At 63.9% G+C, this 22,408-nt stretch carries 19 protein-coding genes and 1 pseudogene; 14 read left to right on the forward strand and 6 right to left on the reverse strand.

The window, feature by feature from the left end; all coding sequences use genetic code 11:
- Window positions 1-125 precede the first annotated feature (125 nt).
- The 5 genes from rpsF (at window position 126) to dnaB (ending at window position 3,209) form a co-directional block, all read left to right on the forward strand.
- Window positions 126-494, forward strand: coding sequence for a 30S ribosomal protein S6 (rpsF, locus tag AC0IZJ_RS24670; protein WP_471854303.1), 369 nt, complete (start codon window positions 126-128; stop codon window positions 492-494).
- Window positions 495-545: 51 nt separating this feature from the next.
- Window positions 546-857 (forward strand): primosomal replication protein N, encoded by a 312-nt coding sequence (priB, locus tag AC0IZJ_RS24675; protein ID WP_471854305.1) that lies wholly within the window; start codon window positions 546-548, stop codon window positions 855-857.
- 28 nt (window positions 858-885) lie between these two features.
- The gene (gene rpsR / locus AC0IZJ_RS24680; RefSeq protein ID WP_348011635.1) at window positions 886-1,176 is read left to right on the forward strand and encodes a 30S ribosomal protein S18; all 291 of its coding nucleotides are present in this window, start codon (window positions 886-888) and stop codon (window positions 1,174-1,176) included.
- A 12-nt stretch (window positions 1,177-1,188) separates the two neighbouring features.
- Complete coding sequence (gene rplI / locus AC0IZJ_RS24685) at window positions 1,189-1,641, forward strand: 50S ribosomal protein L9 (RefSeq protein WP_471854307.1); 453 nt, start codon at window positions 1,189-1,191, stop codon at window positions 1,639-1,641.
- Window positions 1,642-1,787: 146 nt separating this feature from the next.
- On the forward strand, window positions 1,788-3,209 hold the full coding sequence (dnaB, locus tag AC0IZJ_RS24690; protein WP_471854309.1) for a replicative DNA helicase: 1,422 nt from the start codon (window positions 1,788-1,790) through the stop codon (window positions 3,207-3,209).
- A gap of 483 nt (window positions 3,210-3,692) precedes the next feature.
- Here dnaB and AC0IZJ_RS24695 read toward each other — a convergent pair whose 3' ends face one another.
- From AC0IZJ_RS24695 to AC0IZJ_RS24710, 4 genes are all read right to left on the reverse strand, one after another.
- A complete protein-coding gene (locus AC0IZJ_RS24695) occupies window positions 3,693-4,910 on the reverse strand; it encodes a hypothetical protein (RefSeq protein ID WP_471854311.1) in 1,218 nt (405 codons plus the stop codon).
- A 381-nt stretch (window positions 4,911-5,291) separates the two neighbouring features.
- Window positions 5,292-7,721, reverse strand: coding sequence for a diguanylate cyclase domain-containing protein (locus AC0IZJ_RS24700; protein WP_471854313.1), 2,430 nt, complete (start codon window positions 7,719-7,721; stop codon window positions 5,292-5,294).
- A gap of 261 nt (window positions 7,722-7,982) precedes the next feature.
- Entirely contained in the window at window positions 7,983-9,689 is a 1,707-nt protein-coding gene (locus tag AC0IZJ_RS24705) for a methyl-accepting chemotaxis protein (RefSeq protein ID WP_471854315.1), read from the reverse strand.
- A 20-nt stretch (window positions 9,690-9,709) separates the two neighbouring features.
- Window positions 9,710-10,243 carry a chemotaxis protein CheW gene (locus AC0IZJ_RS24710; RefSeq protein WP_471854317.1) on the reverse strand — a complete coding sequence of 178 codons (534 nt, stop codon included), beginning with the start codon at window positions 10,241-10,243 and terminating at the stop codon, window positions 9,710-9,712.
- A gap of 1,175 nt (window positions 10,244-11,418) precedes the next feature.
- Between AC0IZJ_RS24710 and AC0IZJ_RS24715 the strand changes: the two genes are divergently transcribed.
- The 6 genes from AC0IZJ_RS24715 to AC0IZJ_RS24740 all read left to right on the forward strand — a co-directional run bounded on the left by AC0IZJ_RS24715 (window position 11,419) and on the right by AC0IZJ_RS24740 (window position 16,739).
- Window positions 11,419-13,146, forward strand: a complete 1,728-nt coding sequence (locus tag AC0IZJ_RS24715; RefSeq protein ID WP_471854319.1) for a methyl-accepting chemotaxis protein — start codon at window positions 11,419-11,421, stop codon at window positions 13,144-13,146.
- Window positions 13,143-14,555 (forward strand): chemotaxis protein CheW, encoded by a 1,413-nt coding sequence (locus tag AC0IZJ_RS24720; RefSeq protein WP_471854320.1) that lies wholly within the window; start codon window positions 13,143-13,145, stop codon window positions 14,553-14,555. Before AC0IZJ_RS24715 ends, AC0IZJ_RS24720 begins: the two co-directional genes overlap by 4 nt.
- 55 nt (window positions 14,556-14,610) lie before the next feature.
- A complete protein-coding gene (locus AC0IZJ_RS24725) occupies window positions 14,611-15,105 on the forward strand; it encodes a GAF domain-containing protein (RefSeq protein ID WP_471854322.1) in 495 nt (164 codons plus the stop codon).
- On the forward strand, window positions 15,102-15,485 hold the full coding sequence (locus AC0IZJ_RS24730) for a hypothetical protein (RefSeq protein ID WP_471854324.1): 384 nt from the start codon (window positions 15,102-15,104) through the stop codon (window positions 15,483-15,485). The genes AC0IZJ_RS24725 and AC0IZJ_RS24730 overlap by 4 nt, the downstream gene beginning before the upstream one ends.
- 468 nt (window positions 15,486-15,953) lie before the next feature.
- Window positions 15,954-16,223 carry a GlsB/YeaQ/YmgE family stress response membrane protein gene (locus AC0IZJ_RS24735; protein WP_471854326.1) on the forward strand — a complete coding sequence of 90 codons (270 nt, stop codon included), beginning with the start codon at window positions 15,954-15,956 and terminating at the stop codon, window positions 16,221-16,223.
- A 24-nt stretch (window positions 16,224-16,247) separates the two neighbouring features.
- Window positions 16,248-16,739, forward strand: coding sequence for a hypothetical protein (locus tag AC0IZJ_RS24740; RefSeq protein WP_471854329.1), 492 nt, complete (start codon window positions 16,248-16,250; stop codon window positions 16,737-16,739).
- Window positions 16,740-17,028: 289 nt separating this feature from the next.
- On the opposite strand, the pseudogene AC0IZJ_RS24745 reads toward AC0IZJ_RS24740, so the two are convergent.
- Both AC0IZJ_RS24745 and AC0IZJ_RS24750 read right to left on the reverse strand, forming a co-directional pair.
- Window positions 17,029-17,178, reverse strand: a pseudogene (locus tag AC0IZJ_RS24745) (tyrosine-type recombinase/integrase); the annotation flags it as partial.
- Between the two features lie 30 nt (window positions 17,179-17,208).
- On the reverse strand, window positions 17,209-17,712 hold the full coding sequence (locus AC0IZJ_RS24750; protein WP_471854331.1) for a hypothetical protein: 504 nt from the start codon (window positions 17,710-17,712) through the stop codon (window positions 17,209-17,211).
- Between the two features lie 273 nt (window positions 17,713-17,985).
- Here AC0IZJ_RS24750 and AC0IZJ_RS24755 point away from each other — a divergent pair, with 273 nt between their 5' ends.
- The 3 genes from AC0IZJ_RS24755 (at window position 17,986) to AC0IZJ_RS24765 (ending at window position 22,326) form a co-directional block, all read left to right on the forward strand.
- Entirely contained in the window at window positions 17,986-18,792 is an 807-nt protein-coding gene (locus AC0IZJ_RS24755) for a hypothetical protein (protein WP_471854333.1), read from the forward strand.
- Window positions 18,793-18,891: 99 nt separating this feature from the next.
- Window positions 18,892-19,446 (forward strand): ECF-type sigma factor, encoded by a 555-nt coding sequence (locus AC0IZJ_RS24760; RefSeq protein ID WP_471854335.1) that lies wholly within the window; start codon window positions 18,892-18,894, stop codon window positions 19,444-19,446.
- Window positions 19,447-19,473: 27 nt separating this feature from the next.
- Complete coding sequence (locus tag AC0IZJ_RS24765; RefSeq protein WP_471854337.1) at window positions 19,474-22,326, forward strand: serine/threonine-protein kinase; 2,853 nt, start codon at window positions 19,474-19,476, stop codon at window positions 22,324-22,326.
- Window positions 22,327-22,408 lie beyond the last annotated feature (82 nt).

Here is a 22,408-nt window from a genome sequence, read left to right on the forward strand (position 1 = left end):
TCGCCCCTTCCGGGCTAGAATCCTGGGTTCCCCCTTGCCGTAACCACGCGTCGACGCCGTGGCGCGGCTTCCTCAGCCGAGAGGTCATCCCGACCACGCTTGGCTGGAACCCACAAGGAGTACACATGCGTCACTATGAAATCGTTCTGCTGATCCATCCGGATCAAAGCGAACAAGTTCCGGCCATGCTGGAGCGCTACAAGGGCCTGATCACCACCGGTGGTGGTGTCGTGCACCGGGTCGAAGACTGGGGCCGCCGTCAGCTGGCCTACCAGATCCAGAAGCTCGCCAAGGCCCATTACCTGTGCCTGAACATCGAAGTCAGCAAGGAAATCCTGGCTGAGCTTGAGACCGGCTTCCGCTTCAACGACGCCGTGCTGCGCCACCTCACCGTGGTCCAGGACAAGGCCGTCACGACCCCCTCGGTCATGATGAAGGCCGTCGAGCGCGAGGAAGCCCGCAAGGCGCCGCCGCAACAGCAAGAAGCGGCCTGAGCTGACGCTCATCGCTAAAGAACCAGGTTTTTCGAGCAGCTTGCCTCTAGCGTGAACCAGCTTCACCTGCAGGCGCAGATCCAGCAACTCGGACAAGTTCGCTACACACCCGCCGGGCTGATGGCCCTGGACGCAAGCCTCAAGGCCGAGTCCGAAGTCATCGAAGCCGGCAAGCCGCGCAAGGTCTCCCTGGAGATCAAGGCGGTTGGGGTGGGCGAGTTGGCCAAGCAGTTGCAGGCGTTGGGAGTCGGTGGTGTCGCGGTGTTCCGCGGTTTCCTGACCCACCAGCGCAACGGCCGGGGCTTCATCGCCCACGTCACCGTGATCGAACCCGCTGCTCCACAAGAACCCGGAAATCATTGAATCCGGATAGATTTAACAGAGGTCCTCTATGCCCCCGCCACGTGGTAAAGGTCGCTTCTCCAAAGACAAGAAGCCCAAGCGCAACCAACAATCGTTGCTGTTCCGTCGTAAGCGTTTCTGCCGCTTCACCGTCGCCGGTGTCGAAAAGATCGACTACAAGGACATCGACACGCTGCGCGATTTCGTTTCCGAGAACGGCAAGATCACGCCCGCTCGCCTGACCGGCACGCGCGCCTTCTTCCAGCGTCAGCTGACGGTGTCCATCAAGCGCGCGCGCTTCCTGGCCTTCCTGCCGTACAGCGACCAGCACAAGGTCTAAGGAGCTGACGACATGCAAGTGATCCTGCTCGAAAAAGTGTCCAACCTCGGCAACCTCGGCGACGTCGTCAAGGTCAAGGACGGTTATGCCCGCAACTTCCTGATCCCGACCAAGGCCGCACGCCGTGCGACCGAAGCCGCTATCAAGGAATTCGCAGTCAAGCGCGCCGAACTGGAAAAGGTCGCCGCCGCAAAGCTGGCGGAAGCCCAGAAGCTCGGCGAGAAGCTGGCTGGCAGCACCGTGCGCATCGCCCAAAAGGCTGGCGTCGACGGCCGCCTGTTCGGCTCGGTGACCAACGCCGACATCGCCGACGCGCTGACGAAGGCCGGCACGGCCATCGCCAAGTCGCAGGTGCGCCTGCCGAACGGCCCGCTGAAGAACGTCGGCGAGTTCGCGGTCGGCGTGGCTGCTCACACCGACGTGGTCGTTGAGATCAACGTCCAGGTGGTGGCTGCGGTCGAGTAATCGCCCTAATGGTGAAGTAGCCCAACAGGGCTACAACCCAACGAAGGCCGAAACCTCAGGGTTTCGGCCTTCTGTCTTTCAGGACCGAGTTTTCCCGCCCGGTCCACCGTCTGTTCCCAGTTCGTCCACAGCTTTATCCACAAGCGATGTCCGCGATCTTCCCCACCTCTTCCTCCGCACCCCATGACGACGAAGTCGCGCGGCTGCGCGTGCCGCCGCACTCGGTGGAGGCCGAGTACAGCGTGCTCGGCGGCCTGCTGATCGACAACTCCGCCTGGGACCGCGCGGGCGACCTGCTGACCGACAGCGACTTCTATCGCTTTGAGCACAAACACATCTTTGCGGCCATCGGCAAGCTCATCAACGCGGGTAAGCCGGCGGACGTCGTCACCGTCTTCGACGAGCTGACCTCGGTCGGCCGCGCCGAGGAGTGCGGCGGCCTGTCCTACCTGAACTCGATCGCGCAGAGCGTGCCCAGCGCCGCCAATCTGCGCCGTTATGCCGAGATCGTTCGCGAGCGCGCCATCTTGCGCAAGCTGGTGGCCACCAGCGACGAGATCGCCACCGCTGCGATGAACCCTCAGGGTCGTGCGGTCACGCAGATCCTCGACGAGGCCGAGGGCAAGATCTTCCGCATCGGCGAGGAAGGCTCGCGCAACCGCCAGGGCTTCCAGAGCATGGACAACCTGGTGGTGGCGCTGATCGATCGCGTCAACGAACTGGCCGAGAGCGGCGCCCAGGACGTGACCGGTGTGCGCACCGGCTTCTACGATCTGGACAAGCAGACCGCCGGCCTGCAGCCCGGCGACCTGATCGTGCTGGCGGCCCGTCCGTCCATGGGCAAGACGGCGTTCGCCGTCAATATCGCCGAGAACGTGGCCATCAACGAGGGCCTGCCGGTCGTCATCTACTCGATGGAAATGGGCGCGGCGCAACTGGCACTGCGGATGGTGGGCTCCATCGGCCGCATCGACCAGAGCCACCTGCGCACCGGCAAACTGGCGGACGACGAATGGGGCCGCCTGTCCGAAGCCGTCGACAAGCTCGGCAAGGCCAGCATCTTCATCGACGAGAGCCCGGGTCTCAGTCCGTCAGAAGTGCGCGCCCGCGCGCGGCGCCAGGCGCGTATATGCGGCCAGCTCGGGCTGATCGTTGTCGACTACCTGCAGCTGATGAGTGGCAACGGCGGCGCCAGCGAGGAGAACCGCGCGACGGTGATCGGCGAGATCTCGCGCGGCCTGAAGGCGCTGGCCAAGGAGCTGAAGTGCCCGGTCATTGCGCTGTCGCAGCTGAACCGTTCGGTGGAGCAGCGGCCCGACAAGCGGCCCATGATGTCGGACCTGCGCGAGTCTGGCGCGATCGAACAGGATGCCGACATCATCATGTTCATCTATCGTGATGAGTACTACACCAAAGATGAGTGCAAGGAGCCTGGGGTGGCGGAGATCATTATTGCGAAACAGCGTAACGGTCCCGTCGGCACAGTCAAGCTCATGTTCCAGCGGATGCACACCAAGTTTGAGAACCTGGCTCCTGGGTACGTGGGGGTGGAGCGGGACGAGTACTAGCCTTCAACCGGCGCCGATTCAGAGGCGCCACTGATGCGCGCGGCGCATCAGTGGCCCTGCTACTTCTAACGTTTCTATCGATGGGTGCGGGGAGGATTTCTGTTCGCCGTTCCCAACATTGCGGCTGAGACTGTTGGGAATTGCAGAAAACCGTGAGGAAAACGGGAACACGATGCCGCGAGATCAGCCAGAAAGAGGCGATTGTTAGTGAGCACTCTCCGCGGATCGTTGATTTTATTGATGTGAAGGTGCCACCGGTTCATCTGCCGGATGCAGATTTGCCCCACCGGTTTCCTCCCGCCGGGTGCCAATCCGGCAGTCAACCGGCGGGAGAACAGGCGGGGCTTTCGGCAGGCCCTTTGGAGCCTTCTCGTCGACAGCCTTTCCCATGACAGCACTGCGTATGGACAGTTCAGCCTGCGACGCCGCCTCCGGTCGTCGGACTGACCGGCAAGAGAGGGCCCAGTCAGTTTTCTGATGCTGCTATTCGGCCGGGCGCCGACCAGGCCTCGCTTCAGAACGCAGTTTGCGTTCTCGCATCTCGCATACATCTTGGTAGTCACAGGTCGAGCAGGAAGCGCAGAACGCCCGCGCATCGCTGACATGCTGCAAGCCTTCGGATGGGACGCCAAGATTCGAGATGGCCTTAGCCAGGAACTCGTTGCTCAGCTTGTAGGCTCGGGTGCTTCTCTCGTACATCTCGATCCGGACGGCTGCCTCCCCCGGATTGGTGAACCTGTACTTGAACTGGCGACCCACCCATTCCGAGCTCTCGATCTCGGCAACGTCAGTTGTACGCGCCTTTCCGAACTGGCGCCCTTGCTGAAGCTGCATGCGCATCTGCACCTCAAGCAAAGTGACGACGACGCGCACGCGGTGGTCGTCTGCTGTCGACTTGGTGGCGATGGTCAGAAGCGCTTCTTCCATCGCGTCGCCAGAAGATGCGGAAGGCGAATCTCTCGTTGCGCCAAGCGCTTCTTCAATTGTTCGCTGCAGCGCCTGCGATCCGCTAAGTTGAGCAAGGACACGAATGGGAGCAAAGATCTCCTCATCCCGTGTCGACACCTCAGGAAAGATTTCTGTATAGGTCCGGGCGAGCGCCTCGACGTTTGAGAACGCCCATACGTGCAGGTGGTCTCGCAGGGTCGCTCGCTGCTCACTATTAAGCCGACCACCGCGCGGCAGGCTTTCGCCGGCTGGCATCTCACGCGTGTGAATGGTGAGCATTCGACTTCCTAGGATGTCGTCCACGCCCAGCGTGTTGTTGATCAACTTAATGCCATAAAAGTTGATTCGCTGCAATTGGTTGTTTTTGTTCACGTCGGTCAGGATCTTCCGCGCTGACTCCTTCTTGTAACTGAGCTTGAGTGCCTGAACGATCTCTGAAAACTGAGACTCAGTTTTGAGCCTCTCGAAGTCGTCGAAAACGCAAAATCCATGGCTTTCGTCGACCATTCGTGTCATGGAAGCGGCGGAGATCTGTCCGATGGCGCCGGGGCTGTTGCAGCAGATGCGTGCCATCGCAATCGATAGCTCTGATTTCCCCGAGCCCTTGGGGCCGGTCACGAGTACCAACGGAACCGCGTCGAAAATTTGCTGGCAATAAGTCGTTGCGACGACGCACGCCAAGAGCGCGTAGCCTACCCACGTGCCCGGTGCCTCCTTGGCGCGAACCGTCCTCATCAGCTCGTAGCCGTCCATCCCCTGCATCCCGACGTCGCTGATGACTATCCGCAGTCGGTTGGGCCTTCTGGTCTTGACCCCTCATCCCGATCGACTGCTTGACGCTCGAGGCCGCATTCAAGGTTTACCGCGACACGGCAAGCTGCCGTCTCCGACGTTGCCCTTGAAGCGGCAAAGCCTCTTTCGCTGGTCGTAGAACGGGAACTGGCCGTACGCTCAACCGTGCTGAAGACGCTCGCAGCGTCATCGGCACTGGCACGACAGGACGTGGCGACGTTCCACCGCGAGGCCGACAACGTGGTGCCAAGCAACCTAAGGCAGACGCTTGTGCATTTTTGGTTCCGGCCACCAACAAATTCCATGTGACTGCACCATGGAGTTTGGGTCGGATCAAGGACGCTACATCGTGGTCTCAGCGAATGTGTCCCGGCCGGCCGCCTTCGCCCGATATAGCGCGCGGTCAGCCCGCTCCAGCAGCTCAGCAGGACTGGCGTCGCGCCCCGAGTAGTTCACCAGCCCCAGACTGGTTGTGACGGCGACGGCCTGGCCGTCAACGATCATCGGCAGGTGCATCGCGCGGACGATCTTGTCGGCCACCACAACGCCATCGTCCTGCGTGTTCAAGCCATCGAGAATGACCACGAACTCGTCGCCGGCCAGACGGAATGCCTTGTCCGTTATGCGGATGGCGCCACACAGGCGGCGAGCAAACTCTTTGAGTACTTCGTCTCCAACCTGGTGTCCCAGGGTGTCGTTGACGGTCTTGAAGTGGTCGATGTCAAGAAAGACCAGCCCCATCGGACGTTTGCTGCGGCGGCTGCGCGCCATCGACTCTTCGATCCGTTCTTCGAAATCACGTCGGTTGGGCAGCCCTGTGAGCACGTCGACTCTCGCGAGTTGCTCCAGCTTCAGCTCGGCCAGCTTCAACTCCGTGACGTCCTCGTGACTGATCACGGCACTCTCGCCACCGCTGAGCGAAGTCACGAGCATCCGGAACCAGCGCTGCTCATGCGGCGAGTGGCAGGGATAGGTCATTTGGAACGCCGGCGACTCTCCGCAGATGACGGCGCGGATTCCACGGTTCGCGTCGTCGGCGGCGTCGCAAGCGGCGACCGATGCCTCACAGACGTTGAGATAGTTCGTGCCGAGGTAGTTGGTCCGCGGAGAGCCATTGTTCTGAGCGAAGCGCGTCCACTGGGCGTTCACATCGATGATCTTGCCATTCGCGTCCACGATGGCCACAGATGCCGACATGCTGTCCAACACAGCGCGGGTGAATGCCTGGCTCTTCGCCATGACCCCCTTCACACGGCGCTCGCGCTCGCTGGACCGCACTTGGTTACCCAAGGCCGCTGAGAGGAGGATCAGCGCCATGGCCAACATCAACGCAGACGCCACGAACTCTCGCTCGACACCGGCTGCGATCGGATCACTGCTGACCGTTGCAACAACAACCAACGGCATCTCCGTCGATGCCCGAAAGGCCCCGAGGCGCTGTCGCCCGTCGAACGGCGAGATGTTCACGAACGTGCCGTGACGGCGCTCCTGCAGGTGGCGCGTGAAGAGAGCCTCTGCCGACAGGTCCATCTTTTCCAGGTCGGCCACCTGCGGGACGCGGACGAGCGGCTTGCCGTCGTTTCGGATCAGCGCGATTGACGCGCCCTCGCCCTGGTCGATGGACCGGTAGAAGTGTTCGAAGTACTCGAGCTCCATGGAAGCCAGCGCCACTCCGACGAACTTGCCCTTCTCGTCGGTCAAGCGGCGACTCAGCGTGAACACCCGCTTGCCCGAGCCGGACTTGATCAGCTGGCCCAGAAAGCTCTCATCGCCGCGCCGATGCGCCAGGAAGTAGTCGCGCTGATGAAAACTGCCTTTGACCGCAGCTGGAAACTGCTGTGTGTACATCACCACCGCCCCCTGGGCGTCGATCACGAGGATGGCACTGAGCTGCTTCAACGTCTTTGCGGCCGCCTTTGTGTGAAGCCACTCATCGTGTGAAGACGCAAACGGTTCCAGGCCACCCTTTCGGACACGCTCCACCACCGACTGCAGCAGCAGGTTGACTGGGTCCATCGTGCGGTGTGCGTGTTCGGTCAGCACCTGCACCCCATTGATCACCTTGGACTCGGCCTCGCGCCGCGCATGGTCGCTGGTGCTGACGACCACGAACGTCCAACCCGCAATAAGGATGAGGCCAACCGTCGAGGCAGCTCGAATCAAGGCCGGGTAGCGTCCGAGCGCCCGTATCCCCCGCTTGCGCAACGTCAGCGCCAGGAATGCGGCGGACAACACGCTCTGAAGCGCGGCGGTCAACGGCGATGCCAGCAGCAAGTACAGCGCCTCTTTGCTCCCGAGCCGCCAGATCACGAAATAGGCAGCAACGCTGACGGCAATCAGCAGCGACGCCATGCCAAATGCGGTTGGGAGTTGGCTCGCCCGAACTTTTCGGAAGCGCAGCGACAGCAGGCCGAGTGACAGCAGCGCAAAGCTCAGTGCTACTGACGGCCGCATCTGCGTCCATCGCATCTCGAGCAGGCTGGCGCCGGCGAGCGTGAGCACGCATGCAGCCAAGACTGCGGATTGCTTGAAGCGGCCGGCTGCCTCCCAGGCGATGCTCGCTGCCGCAAGCATCAGGCCCACCGCCGCGCCGCTGCCCACCCAGGGGTTGTTCGGGTCGTGGGCCTTGCTGCTATGGGAGCCTGACCACCACGTCCAGAGCACGTAGGCAGCGAAGCAGGCCACTGCCAGCGCGACAAGCTGAACTTGGCGCGCCAGCGAGGGTGGCGCGCGAGGCACGTCGGGCGAATCGGACGAATCGGAAGAAGGCATGACTGCGGAAAAAAGTGCGGCCGTCTTTCGCAGCTGGCCAAGCCACGCAGACGGCTTCAAAGCAGGAACGTCAGCCCCGCCACATTCGGCGGATCGTGCAGCGCGCGGTGCGTTTGCCAAGCCATGTCATGCCCGCGCGGGGCTGGTGGCGACGTGTGGGAGAAGCGAGATGGCGTGCTCCCCGCACCGCTGCGGGAGTGGGCAGTGACGGCCTTTCGCACGCAGGCAGCCGGAGGCAAGCTCGGGGCGGTCACGCAGTTGTCAGAGTTCTTCCCAGCCGTCGTTGCCAGCCGAGGCCAGGGCCGGCGCCTTGGCCGCCCGGGCGACCGACGGCCGCGCTGCCACGGGCGCCTTGCGGGCCAGCGCAGGCCGCGGTGCAGCCGCCGCCTGCGGGCGGGCACCGCCGCCGTCCGTCCTGAAGGTCGACACGGCCTTGACCAGCATGTCGGCCTGCGTGCGCAGGCTGTCGGCCGCGGCGGCGCTTTCCTCCACCAGCGCGGCGTTCTGCTGCGTCACCTGGTCGAGTTGCGTCACAGCATCGTTGATCTGGCCGATGCCGCTGGTCTGCTCGACGGTGGCGGCACTGATCTCGGCGATCAGGTCGTTGACGCGGCGCACCTGGGCCACGATGTCGTCCATCGTGCGGCCGGCCTCGGCGACCAGGCCGGTGCCGTTCTCCACCTTCTCGACACTTGTGCCGATCAGGGACTTGATCTCCTTGGCGGCTTCAGCGCTGCGCTGGGCAAGCAGGCGCACCTCGCCGGCCACGACCGCGAAGCCGCGGCCTTGTTCACCGGCCCGCGCCGCCTCGACAGCGGCGTTCAGCGCCAGGATGTTGGTCTGGAAGGCGATGCCGTCGATGACGCCAATGATGTCCGAGATGCGCTTGCTGGAGGCGCTGATCTCTTCCATGGTGTGGACCACCTTGCCTACCACTTCGCCGCCCTTGGCCGCCACGCTGCTGGCCGAGCTGGCCAGCGAGGTGGCCTGCCGAGCCACGTCGGCGTTGTTGCGCACGGTGCTGGTCAGCTCCTCCATCGACGCAGCCGTCTGCTGGAGATTGCTTGCCTGCTCTTCGGTGCGCTGCGACAAGTCGGCGTTGCCGGTGGCGATCTGGCCGGAGCCGATGGCGATGCTGTCAGAGCCGCTGCGGATGTTCTCCACCATGTCGACCAGTGCCACCTGCATGCGCTGCATGGCGGCCAGCAAGCTGGTGGTGTCGCCAGTCTTCACGTCCACCGGCACCGACAAGTCGCCGCCGGCGATGCGGCTGACGACGTCGGTTGCATAGGTCGGCTCGCCGCCCAACTGCTTGACGATGCTGCGCGTCAGCACGATAGCCGCAGCAATGCCAACCAGCAGCGCGACCAAGCTGGAGCCGAGCATGGTGTTCCGGCCGATCAAGTAGTCCGCCTGGGCCTCGGCCGCGGCCTTCTCACTGAGCTCGTCTTCCATCTTGGCCAATTGGCCCAAAGCCTGTAGCCACGCGTTCTGCGCAGGCTGCGCCTCTTTCATCAGAATGGAAGTGGCGTCGGCCATCTGGTTGGCGAGGCCCAATTCGACGACCTTGTTGATGGCCGGTCGCGCCGTTGCCTTGAACTCCTTGATGCGGGCGAACAATGCCTTCTCGTCCGTCGAGGTCTCAGCAATGGTGTCGAACATTTTGCCGAGCTGCTGCTCAGCAGCGTCGTAGTCGGCACGAGACTTCTGCAGGCGCTCCATCTCGGCCTTCATGTCTGCTTCCTCCGTCAGCAGCACGACGTTCCGCGTCGAGGTGGCGACCTGGTTGATCGCCACGCGCATGGCAATTGCGAGGCGAGACTCCTTGTTGTTGATGTTGACGATGTCGTCGAGCTGGCTGTTCAGCTGCGACATGCGGGAAATGCCGACTGCCGCGACGATGGCCAGCAGTGTCAGCACGAGGCCAAAGCCGAGCGCCAGGCGGGAGGAAAGTTTGAGGTTGTTCATATGACTTCCTGATGTTCGGTTCAGAGGCCGATGTCGGCGTCGGTGAGCAGGCGCTCGATGTCCAGCACGACGAGCATGCGGCGGGCGTCGCTGCCTTCATTCACGCAGGCGATGCCCAGCAGGGCGGCCGACGTGGCGCTGTGGCCGAACTCGGGGGCGGGGCGGATGTCAGCGTCAGACAGCGACAGCACGTCGGAGACGGCGTCGACCACGGTGCCGATGACGCGGGCGCCGAGGTCCAGCACGATGGTGACGGTGTCCTCGTCTTTGAACGACGACGCGGCCTGCAGACACAGCCGCAGGTCCACCACCGGCACGATGACGCCGCGCAGGTTGATGACACCCTTGACGACGTCCGGCGCGTGGGCGATGCGCGTCACCTGGCCATGCCCTCTGATCTCCTGCACGCGCAGGATGTCGATGGCGTATTCCTCGGCGCCGACGCGGAACGTGAGGTATTCACGCGCACTGGCCGGCCGCGCCGCCGTCCCAGTGGTCGCGACCAGCGATGCGGATGGGCGGACCGCCACGGCGGTCTCGGTTGCGAGGGACATGCAGGCTCCTGGGATGGTCCACAACCGCGCTCATGGATCGTGGAATGCAGGTTTATCGGCCCGTCTCACCTTTGGTTCAATCGCTCCATTGGCGGGGGTGCGGCACTCCAAAACCTTATGCACTTTCGAAATACACGGTAAACACCCTTCGAGGCGATCCAGCCCGTGATGAACTTCATGGCCCATCGGTTGAACAGGAGGCTGCATGCATGGAAACCCCAGGAGTGCGGAATCCACGATATTCACACTCAGTATCAAAAATTGAGCCACTGCGCGCTGCATAGCCCCGGTCTGACTGGCGCGCGGCGATACATGCCGCGCTCGATAGTGCTCATCATCACGTTCATCGCAACCTATGGAACCCGTGCGGTGTCGTGCTACTTCCGGTTCGGTCGGTAAGCGGCCGCCGGGACGGTCTGCTGCGAACGTCGGGAAGCAGCCTATCGCCGTAGTACAGCGAATTTCGGCTCCGGGCACTGACCTGCCCCCGAGGCGCGGTCCCGCAGGCCGTAGGCAGCTTGGTGCCCAAAGCCGAAGTGGCGACCACGGTGGAAATCAAATCCGCAGCGGCTGCCGTCATCGGCGGTCATCGTCGAGTCGACGTTGCTCGGCCTGAAGCGGTCGCCGGCCGACCTGGCCGTATGACGGCTTGAACGACTGGTGTCGAGGGTGAAGCGGTTTTCCAGCTTGGCTGGTACCGGCTGTGGTCATCGTCGCGCGCCGGAAGTCTGCTGTTCGATGTGTTCGAGCGGCGCTCTCGACCCCTGTGCATGGGTCGCCATGCAGAGCTTCGCACAGTGAGCCAAAGACGTCGGTCGCGCCGCAGCACTTCGGATGTTCGTGATTGACTTCGGTCAGCCCCGCGCCGTATGAGCAGTGATAAGAAGCGACTGAAAGTGCCATCGGCGACCGGACTCAGGATCGCACCACCCCGCGTGATCAAATGAGATCGTGCTGTGCGTCCGCGTCCGCGCATGCGACTCAGAGCACCATACCCACAGCTAACGGACCCGCCTGGCGCGTTGCCGGCCGCCTGCTAATGCCCGGCAAAGGCCCGCCAAAACCGTGCGCAGGCAGATGCGTGAACCTGTCACGGCGCGTTGCTGCTGCCCCCGCATGCCCGGACCGATGCGTGTCGAGAATCCAGCTGTCGTAAGCAACCCGGTTTTGTCTCCATGTCCACGTACAACCCCCAGCCTCCGGTGTTGGCTGATCAGGCCCGAACTGTAGGCCTGCTATCGGCACTCGATCGCGCTCAGTGCATCGTCGAGTTCGACCTTCAAGGCAATCTCGTGCGCGCGAACGCGCTCTTTCTGACTAGCATGGGCTACAAGCTGAGCGAAGTGGTCGGACGGCACCACTCGATGTTCTGTGAGCCCGAATTCGCACAGAGCGATGCCTACGCACAACTTTGGAAAGCGCTGCGTGCCGGCGGCATCAACGAGGGCGTTTACAAGCGCATCAGGAAGAACGGCGAGGCGATCTGGCTGCAAGCCACCTACAACCCGGTGCTCGATCAAAGCGGTGAGCCGGTGGGCGTGGTCAAGCTGGCCACGGATATCACGTCGGCATGCACTCAGCAGGCCGATGTCGCAGGAATCCTGGCGGCGATTCATCGCGTTCAGGCGGTCATCGAGTTTGATACGCGCGGCCAGGTGCTCACCGCCAATCAGAATTTTCTGGACACGTTCGGCTACCGGCTGGAGCAAATCGTTGGCCAGCACCACCGCATGTTCTGCGACACCGCCTTCGCGCGCTCACCGGAGTACATGGCGCTATGGGACCGGCTCGGCCGGGGTGAATTCGAGACCGGCCGCTTTCGTCGCGTGGCCAGCACCGGCAAGGACATCTGGATTCAGGCCTCCTACAACCCCGTGCTCGACGCCTCGGGCAAGCCCTACAAGGTCATCAAGTTCGCCACCGACATCACGCACGAGATGCTCGCTGTTGCTGAGACCAAGGGAAAGCTCGACGCCATCGCTGTTTCGCAGGCAGTCATCGAGTTCGATATGCAGGGCAACATCCTGACGGCCAACGCCAACTTCCTGCGCACGATGGGCTACGGTCTGACCGAAATTCAGGGTCGTCACCACAGCATGTTCTGTGACGAGGAGATGGTGAAGTCGCAGTCCTACCGGGATTTCTGGGCCAACCTTGGCGAAGCAAAGTTTCAATCCGGCCGGTTCAAGCGCGTCGGCAAACATGGGGCGGACTGCTGGATTCAAGCGACCTACAACCCCATCCTCGACATCGACGGCAAGCCCTACAAGGTCGTCAAGTTCGCCATGGACATCGGCGCACAAGTGGCCCGTGAACAAGGGGTCACAAAAAAGGTTCAGGAGATCACGCAGGTTCTGGAACAGATGACGGGTTCGATCAAGCAGGTCGCACGCGGTACTGAGCGCACCAGCAATTTGGCTGGACAGACCCAGCGCGAGGCAGATGAAGGCAACAGGCTCCTTGCTCGCTCCCGAGAAGCCATCGTGGAGATCGAAAGGGCGTCGTCCAACATCCATGAAATCGTCGACACCATTGGCGAAATTTCGGGCCAGACGCATCTGCTGGCCTTCAATGCGGCCATCGAGGCGGCACGAGCCGGCGAACATGGTGTCGGCTTCTCAGTCGTGGCCGACGAAGTGCGAAAGCTCGCGGAGAAATCCTCCGTCGCCACGCGCGAGATTGCCAAACTGATCAACAAGACGGTGAGCAGCGTGATCGATGGCAGCCGCCTTTCGGAGGATGTGGAGCAGGCCTTCGTGCGCATCCAGCAATCGGTGGACAAGACCAACCGCTCCATCGACGAAATCCAGGCAGCGATGACAGACCAGGAGTCATCCACCCTTGGCGTTGCCACTCTGCTCAATGAACTTGAACGCGCCGGCAGCCGCGCAGTCGCTGCATGACAGTTGAATCAGGCCCCCTGTCTTACGCGCGGGCGAGGGTGGGAGCTTCATCGCTTGCCATCGCCACGGCAGACATAGAGCGGGCCATCTCCGTGCCGACGGGTGGCCTCAGCCACGTGCCGCGGCGCGCGGGCGCGTTGGCTGGGGTCATCGAGCTTGACGGCGTCGTCATGCCCGTCGTTGCACTTGACCAATGGGTTGAACTGGGCCCCTCAGCCCAGGCCAGCCCCGAAGACGCACGCATCCTGATCCTGCGTGGCGCAGACGGCCGCGTTGGCGTGGCGGTCGACGCGTTGCTAGGCGTCGCTTCGGTGGCGCGGCAGCGCGTTCAGCGCATCCACGGCGAGGAAGATCCGGAGGAGCTTTTTGATTGCGCGCTTCCCTCAGGTGAGACGGGCTCGCCGCCCTTGCCGCTGTTGGAGGTGGGCCGTCTGATGCGTCTGGCCAAACTTTGGTGCGAGCGCGATGGCCTGCCGCAGGCAGTGCGGCAGGCGACTGTCAAACGCGGCCCTGCAGGACTAGACCGGTATGCCGTATTCGCCGTGGGCGCCTCAGAACAGGAGACGCTGCTCGCGTTTCCTGTCAGGATGGTCGCCGAGGTGATGGCCTGCCCGACGCCGGAGTCGGTGCTGAAGATGGGCACTCGACATTGCGGGGTGACGACCTACCAGGGTCGCAAGATGGCGATGGTGGACATGGGCGCCCTGCTGGGGGGCCCTAGCCTGAGCGCCAACTGGATGGCGGTACTCGCGCATGACGGGCAAATGCTCGGCGTTTTCGTCACTGCCGCGAAGTGCCTTGTTGACCTGTCGACAGCAGACATCAAGCCAGCCCCTGAGCACCCAATGCTGCAAGGTCTCGCCTGCGTTGAAGGTCTTGGCGACGTGCGAGTGCTGGACATGAACCGGTTCTTCGAAGCAGCACCTGAATCGGCGATTGGCGGCCGGGCAATCCGCGCAGCCGCCGACGCTCGGCCGTCTGTCGCCCTGGATGGCAGCGTAAGCGTTGCCCACATCGTTTACGAAACGGATCGGCGGTATGCGTCGCCGATCAGCGGCATCGTTGGCATCGTGCCCCTAGACAGTGCCGCCGCAAAGACTTTGGGTTCAGGATTAAGCGCAATGATCAGCTGGCGCAACCGACCGGTGCGGGTCTCGGCGATGCCTTCCATGGATTCGCAGGCGCGCGTCACGTCCAAGCTCGCGGTCATCGTGCAAATCGGGGACGACGACTTCACTGGCATCGCGATCAGCCGGCTCGAGTCGTGGCTGCCGCCTCGGTCGGTGAAAACTGACAGCATGCGAATGGGCTCGGCGGGCGAGTTCAACATGATCACCTTGCCCACGACCGGCCAGCACTCCAGCGTGGTGGTCATCGATCTTCAAGACATGGGTCATCTTCTCAGCTGACCCAACACGCTTTCAGGCTGCCTCATCCACCAGCGCCTCAACGAACTCACACACCATGCTGCCAGCTCCCATCCCGCCCGGCGAGGCTTCGCGCCTACTGGCCCTCCAGGATCTTGTCGTGCTCGATACGCCGCCGGAAGAGCGATTCGACCGCATCGTGCGTTTCGCTGCAGAAGAGCTGGACACGCCCATCGCGTTGGTGAGCCTCATCGACAAGCATCGTCAGTGGTTCAAGTCCCGCTTCGGACTCAGCGCAGAAGAGACTGGCCGTGACATCTCGTTTTGCGGTCACGCCATCGCGCAACCCGAACTGTTCATCGTCGGCGATGCGGCTCAAGACGAACGGTTCGCCGACAACCCTTTGGTCACTGGCCCCCCGTACATCCGCTTCTACGCCGGCGCGCCCGTGTGTGCGCCGTCGGGAGAACGCGTCGGAACGTTGTGTGTGATCGACACGAAGCCACGTGAGCTTGGCCAGGTCGAGCTTGCGGTCATGAGGGCGCTGAGCCAACTGGTCAATGAGGCACTCGCGGGCGAGGCGGACACATGAGGAAGGACCAGCGCCCACCGCTCAGCGTGCTACTGGTCGAGCCGCAATTCGTGCTGCGGCGCACGCTCTGCGCCGTGGCTGCCGACCTAGGCCTGGCCCAGGTGACGGAGGCTTTCAGCATAGAGTCGGCCCAGTCGAAACTCAAGTTGGCAACATTCGACGCCCTCATTCTGGGATGCGTGGAGGACCCGGCATTCGCGCCTTGGGTCCGCCTGATTCGCAGTGGCCAGTCGCCTTGCCCGACGAAGATTCGGATCGTCGCGCTTTCGACGCCCGCATGCGGCGTGTCAAGGGCCGAACTCATAGACATCGGTGCAGACGTCGTCCTTCAGAAACCGTACAAGATCGGCGCAGTGTTCGAGGCGGCCGCGACGTCTTGACGGCCGCTCCGGCAGCGTCGCCTCTGGCACGATCAAATTCAGGTCGACGCGATGACGCTGCAAGGGCGATGGTATGACGGGGCAATCGGCCGCCTGTCAAGCTGGATGACCGCAGCGCCCCCCGATACCGTCACTGGAGCCGCTGAGTTGTCAGGTGAGCCGATGACGGCTTCATGGCACTCACCCTGACCGGGTGCCCGGCCGCCAATAACGACACCCGCTGCGGCGCAGGCTTTCGTCGTCGATCACGAGCTTCCGCTATGGGCACCTAGCCGCCGCCGACTCGCTGACGGCGGTCGGACTGTGCCCGAAGCGGACCACGGGACGCGTATGAAAACCGACCGTGCGCGGCAGCGGCGCTGCCGGTTCCGTCTTGATCTAGGTGATGCGAGGTCAAAGTGTTGTCCTCCTACAGCCCGAGGGTGGTGCGGCTCCTAGAGTCGCATGCTTCAACCTCTAGGAGCTTTCATGACCTTCATCCTCTGGCTTGTCATCGGCGGCCTCATCGGCTGGGTGGCAAGCATCATCATGCGCACCAATGACCAGCAGGGTATGTTCTTGAACATCGTGGTTGGCATCATCGGGGCGTTCATCGGCGGCTGGCTCATCGCGCCCATGCTCGGCACCGGCACGATCAACAGCAATGACTTCAGCATCGCGGGTCTTGCGGTTTCGCTGCTCGGCGCGGTGGTCCTGCTCGGATTGGTGAACTTCTTCCGTCGCGGCAGCATCCGCTAACTGACCAATCAAAGGAGACCCGCCATGAGTGTGATGGATATCCTTCAGTCCTATCTAGCCCGGCCGACGGACACGCATCAGGACTTCGACGACGTGGCACGGCAGGTGCCAAGGGACGCCTTAGCCGGCGGTCTGGCCGACGCCTTCCGGTCCAATCAAACGCCTGACTTCGGTCAGATGGTGTCCAGTCTTTTCACGGGCTCGAATTCCCAGCAGCGCAGTGGCTTGCTCCAGCAGCTTGCGGGATCGCTTGGTCCTGGCGTGTTGGCGTCAGTTGCAGGTGGCCTGCTCGCCCGCTGGCAGCAATCCAGCGCACAAGGTAACCAGCAGGGCGAACCGCCGTACCTGAACCCGAAACAGGTGCAGGAAGTCGCGGCGGCAGCGGAGAAGCAGGACCCTTCAATCCTGGACCGAATCGGCAGCTACTACGCCCAGCATCCAGAGGTAGTTAAGGTGCTCGGTGGTGCCGCGTTGGTGGTGACTTTGGGTCAGATCGCCAACCGAATGAAGAACTGATTTTTCGGCCGCGCCCGAAGACAGCGTGGCCGAACCCGCTGCAGACGCTAAAGACTCGGCCTCTTGGACCTCGTGCGGGTCCGGGAGGGCCAGAGCCATTGCGCGAACGGCAGCTACCAGCGGTTGCTGAGATTTAGGCAAGTTTCCCCTCTGGGCAAATATCTGCCTGAGGCATGCCGAGTGCGAGCGGCGGCAGCCAGCCTGGAGCCGCAGTTCGACCGAGGTGTGCTATGGGCACATCTGACGGTGGCGGCAAAGTGCCCGAAGCGGAAGCTCATCAATGTCCGCTTCAGAGCGCCCCGGTAACTGGCAGTGTGTCCAGCGGACTTCGCACTGCCCCGCCGCCAACCTTGAGATGATGGGTATAAATCATGGTCGTCGCTACGTCGCCGTGGCCGAGCAAGTCCTGCACCGTCCGAATATCGCTGCCCGCTTGGAGCGACAAACCGGCTACGCCTCACACGCTGCGTCACTGTTTCGCGACCCATGTCCACCCCTGCGGAGCCACTCCCGTGTGCACCAATGCGCGGCCCCAGGCCAGCTCGCGGTCGAGCGCTGGCGAGTAGACCCGCTGCCAGCCGGACAGCGACGGCCGCCACACGACGTCATCAGCAAGCACCTCTTGCTCACCTGCCGTCCACCGGCTCTGCGATAGCACGACTTTGCGCCCGCCGTCTTCCAGGTCGAGCACCGTCACGATGACGCGCGCCACCTTGCCTGGCGCCGTAGCGTCGGCCAGAGCCACAGCCCTGACTTCGAAACCTTCGCCCAACTCCGCGCCTGACGCGGCCAAGGGATCGGTGCCGGCCGCCACGCGCAACGTCGCGGTGGCCGCGCCTGTGCGCATACTGCACAGCAATTCGGTTGACTGCGCGTGCTGAGCGGAGGCGACCCTCGTTGCGAGGCAGAGAAGCACCGCAACGCCGAGACCGCCGCGACCGAGGCGTGCCGCGAAACGTGCACGAACGAACATGAAATCTCCACTGTGAAAAAGGCAAGGAGTGCTGCTCCTGGCAACACCTGCTAATTCACTGAACGAAGCCCCAGGCCGCCGATGGACATCGGGCCCAAATTTCGTCGCAGGCTGCCGGATTTGCTGGTCGAGTCGGCTATTCAGCTTCGGCTCGGTTCCCGGCCTTGCAGATGTTGGGCTGACTCGCTTTGATCGCGTGTCCATCCGAGACAGCCCATCTCGTACACCTCGACAAGACCGCGCGATATCTCGCGACGTCACTGAGAGGGCACGATGGATACGCTTTTCAAGGCGCTGCTGACCGCAGGCACGGTATTGCTGGTGATACTGACTGCCCACTACGGTGGGCGCAGGTTCGCGGGCGTGGTTGCCGCACTGCCGACCATCACTGCGCCGACGCTGGCCTGGCTGGCGGACGACGAGGGGATGGCATTTGCCATCAGTGCCGCGGTCGGCAGCGTCGCCGCCTGCGGCATGCTGGCTATATTTGCACTGGCCTACGCCCGCGCCGCACGCTACTGCGGCGGCGTCATCGCACTGCTGTGCGGGCTGTGCGGCGCGCTAGCCATGGCGCCGCAGGCTGAGGCTGTCAGTGCGGACCTGACCTGCGCACTTGCATTGGCGCTTGCAAGCTGTGCAGTCGCCGTCGCTGCGATGCCAAGGTCGCATGCCGACGTCGTGTCAAAAAGAGCTCCACTTCGCCTCATGATCCTCGTCGCGGTGGTATCCGGCGGAGTCACGGCTCTCGCGGCGTGCGTCGGCCCTTCGATTGGGGGTTTTGCAACCGGGCTTTTGTCGTCACTGCCGCTGGTCACCGGGCCGGTCGCCATGGCCGAGCACGCTGTTCACGGGCACCGTGCTGCTGCACAGTTCTTGCGCGGCTACGTCGGTGGACTGTTCGGCAAGGCGGCGTTCGGCGCCGTCTTCGCGTTGCTCGCCCCCCGCCTCGGCGTGGTCGCTGCGCTATCACTCGCGTGCGGCGTTGCCTGCCTGCTGTCGACGTTGCGTCTTCGCGAACCGCCTGCGCGCCGCGCCCTGGTCGATGACTCGCGCGAAGCGACGGCGCGGTTGATCAGATGAAGCGACCCTCGACCGACTTAGGGGGACCTGGCAGCCCAGCCCGCTCTGTGGTCTCGTTACGATCGCGGCTCGAAAGCATCTATCGGGCGGGTCGACGGCATGGGGGAAGTAACGCAGCTGATTGGTGCGGCTCGTGCAGGCGACCGCGAGGCCTTCAACCGAATCTTCGAGCTGCTCTATCCGGAGCTCCGTCGGGTCGCCCGTCGGCGCCTGGCGCGCGGCTCCCGCGACGGCCTGATGGAAACGACCGCGCTGGTCAACGAGTGCTACCTGAAGTTCCTCAAGGGGCAGAGCCTGACACCGGCAGATCGCTCGCACTTCCTGGCCTACGCGGCCACGGTGATGCGCTCGATCATCGTGGACGCCGCACGCGTGGCGAAGACGGACCGCCGCGGTGGCGACGCCGAGCAGGTCACACTCGATTCCGAACTCATCGGTTCCCTGCCCGCCGCATCCGACGAGATCCTGGATGTCCACGCCGCGTTGGAAGAACTCAGCCGCATCGACGAACGGCTGGGGAGAGTCGTCGAGATGCGCTATTTCGGCGGCCTGGACGACGACGAGATCGCCGAGACGCTGGGCTTGTCGTCACGCACCGTGCGCCGCGACTGGGACAAGGCCCGGCTGCTGCTGGCCCATGCATTGCGCAACTGAGATTTGGCGCAACACGTGAGTGACGCGATGACGCCCCTCGCCGCGTTTGCTGCCGATTGGCCGGCCATCAACGCGCTGCTCGACGAAGCGCTCAGCCTGCCGGCGTCCGAGCAGACAACCTGGCTGGACGACCTCTCGGGCGAACAAGCCGCGCACCGCGATCTGCTGCGCTCGCTGCTCAAGCAGCGGCACGACATCGAGACCGACGACTTTCTCGGCCAGTTGCCCAGGCTGGATATCGGTCCGGCAGCGGAGCCGGGAGACAGCCTGGGCCCGGGCAGCCAGGTGGGCGCCTACCGGCTGATCTCGGAGGCAGGGCGCGGCGGCATGGGCACCGTGTGGCTGGCCGAGCGCTCGGACGGCTTGATGAAGCGACGCGTGGCGCTGAAGCTGCCGCGTGTCGTCTGGGGCGATGCCTTCGCCGAGCGCCTCAGCCGCGAACGCGACATCCTCGCGACGCTGGAACATCAGCACATTGCCCAGCTCTACGACGCGGGCGCGGATGGCCAAGGGCGTCCCTTCCTGGCAATGGAGTACGTGCAAGGCCAGACCATCGACGTTTATTGCCGCGACCATCTGGCCGGCGTGCCCGATCGCATCGCACTCCTGAGTCAGGTGATGGCCGCGGTCTCGCACGCTCACGCTCGGCTGGTCGTGCACCGCGACTTGAAGCCAGGCAACATCCTCGTCACCCAGGATGGGCAAGTGAAGCTGCTGGACTTCGGCATCGCCAAGCTGCTGGAGGGCGACCGCACCCGAGAAACTGCGCTGACCGAATTCGGCGGCCGTGCGCTGACGCTGGACTACGCAAGCCCGGAGCAATTCCGTGGCGAGCCGCTGGGCACAGCCAGCGATATCTACAGCATGGGCGTTGTCGCCTATGAGCTGCTGTCGGGCGCGCGGCCCTACCGACTGAAGCGGGACAGTGCGGCGGGGCTGGAGGAGGCGATTGCCAGCGTCGAGCCGCCGCTGGCGAGCAGCAGCGCCTCGGACCCAAACGTGGCACGCCAGCTGCGTGGCGATCTCGATTCGATCCTCAACAAGGCGCTCAAGAAGGCCCCGGGTGACCGCTATCTGACGATGGACGCCTTCGCCAAGGACCTGCAGCGCCATGTGCAGAACGAGCCGGTCGAGGCGCGGCCCGACAGCTGGCGCTACCGTGCCTCCAAGTTTGTGCACCGATATCGCTTGCAGGTCGCAGCGGGCACGGTCGTCACCGTCGCGCTCGTTGCCGGCGCCTCGGTCGCGCTGTGGCAGGCGCGCGAGGCCCGGCTGTCGGAGCAACGGGCGCAGGCAGAGGCCGCGACGGCCAAAGCGGTTCAGGGATTCATCGAGTCGGTCTTCAACGCCAACACCACCAATCAAGCCGATCCGGTCGCGGCGCGTGCCACCACGGCACGCGAGTTGCTGGACCGCGGCGCCGAGCGCATCGACCGGGAGCTGGCTTCCGCACCCGAGGCTCGGCTAAGGCTCTACAACCTGCTGGCGGACATGTACCTTGGCATGGCGTTGAACGAGCGCAGCCTGGCGCTGGAACGCCGCAGCCTGGCGCTGGCCACGCAGCTGCACGGCGCGCAAAGCGACCAGGCCCTGAGCGTGGCCGTCGAAATCGGCTTGTCACTCGAAGACATGGGCCGGCGAGACGAATCGGTCGAGGTCTTGCGGCAGGCAGATGAGGCGGCCCGTCGTCGCCGCAACGATGACGACACCATCCGCATGAAGATCGATACGGCGTTGGCCTTCGTCTACCTCGGCGCCGATCCGCGCCAGGCGTTGGCGCGCGCGCGCCACGCGGCGGCCATCGCCCGTGCGCAGGGCGCTTCGGCGCCAGGAACGGATGGCGTCAATGCGCTCTACAACCTCGGCGAAAGCGCCCGCATGTCCGGGCACCTGGCGGAGGCGCAACGTGCCCTGGCCGAAGCCGAGATTTGGATCGATCGGCAAGGCGCGGTGGGTTGGTTGCCGGGTGTGCTGTCCCTGCTTGGCCAAGTCCAGGCACAACTGGGCCAGATCGAAGCCGCTGGCGCCACGCTCGTCCGCGCGCTCACGCTGGCAGAACGCAGCGGCGATCCGAAAAGCCTGCACCTGGCTCGCTTCAAGATTGCGCACTTTCAATTCTCGAACCGGCTGCTGCGCGAGGCGCTTGCTTCCGCCCGCTCTGAAGCCGCATGGGCTCGCGAGGCGGGGCGCAGCCAGGACTTTGGTGATCTGCCGTCAGTGGTGATGGTCAACTATGGCTGGGCGCTGACCGCGTATGGGGATGCCGAGCAAGGGCTGGCCGCGATCGAGGAAGCGCGGGCCTTGCTGCGGCAGGCCACGCCCGACCGCATGGGGCCGCTGCTGGCGGCTCGTGTGGATGCCCTCACAACGCTGGGTCGGCTGGACGAAGCGAGCGCCGACGTCGAACGCGCCGTCGCGGCCACGGCCATTGCGAGCGACCGCCTTGTCGAGGAGGTCCGCGTCGTGCGCCGTCGCTTCTTGGCAGCCTCCGGCCGGCCCGAGGAGGCACTGCAGGATTTTCGGGACCATCCTCTGAAGGTCGGTGAAAGCAACAGCGCACAGATGCACCTGCGCCGTCAGGCCGAGGAAGGGCAACTGCTCCTCGCATGCGGCCGTCATGCCGACGCGCGCACGGTCGCCTCGGAAGCGTTGGCCGAACTCGAGCGGCTGCCAGAGCGTCGCTTTGAGCGTGATGCCCAGGCGCGGCTGACCGCCGTACGCGGCGAAGCGCTGCTGCGTGAAGGCCGGATTGCCGAGGCGCTGCCGGCTCTCGAACAGGCGCTCGCCCTGCACGAGGCTCAATATGACCCGGCGCGAAGCCGGGCGACCGCCAAGTTGCGTCTCGCACTGGCCGAGGCGCAACGCCGCGCGGCCCACTGAAGGGCGCGGGGCCGGCATCGGCGCACGGCAGTGACGCCGAGACACGTGACCGCGTGACACCTCTCTCCGTGTGTCAGCGATC

The organism is Roseateles sp. AC306 (assembly GCF_979253795.1).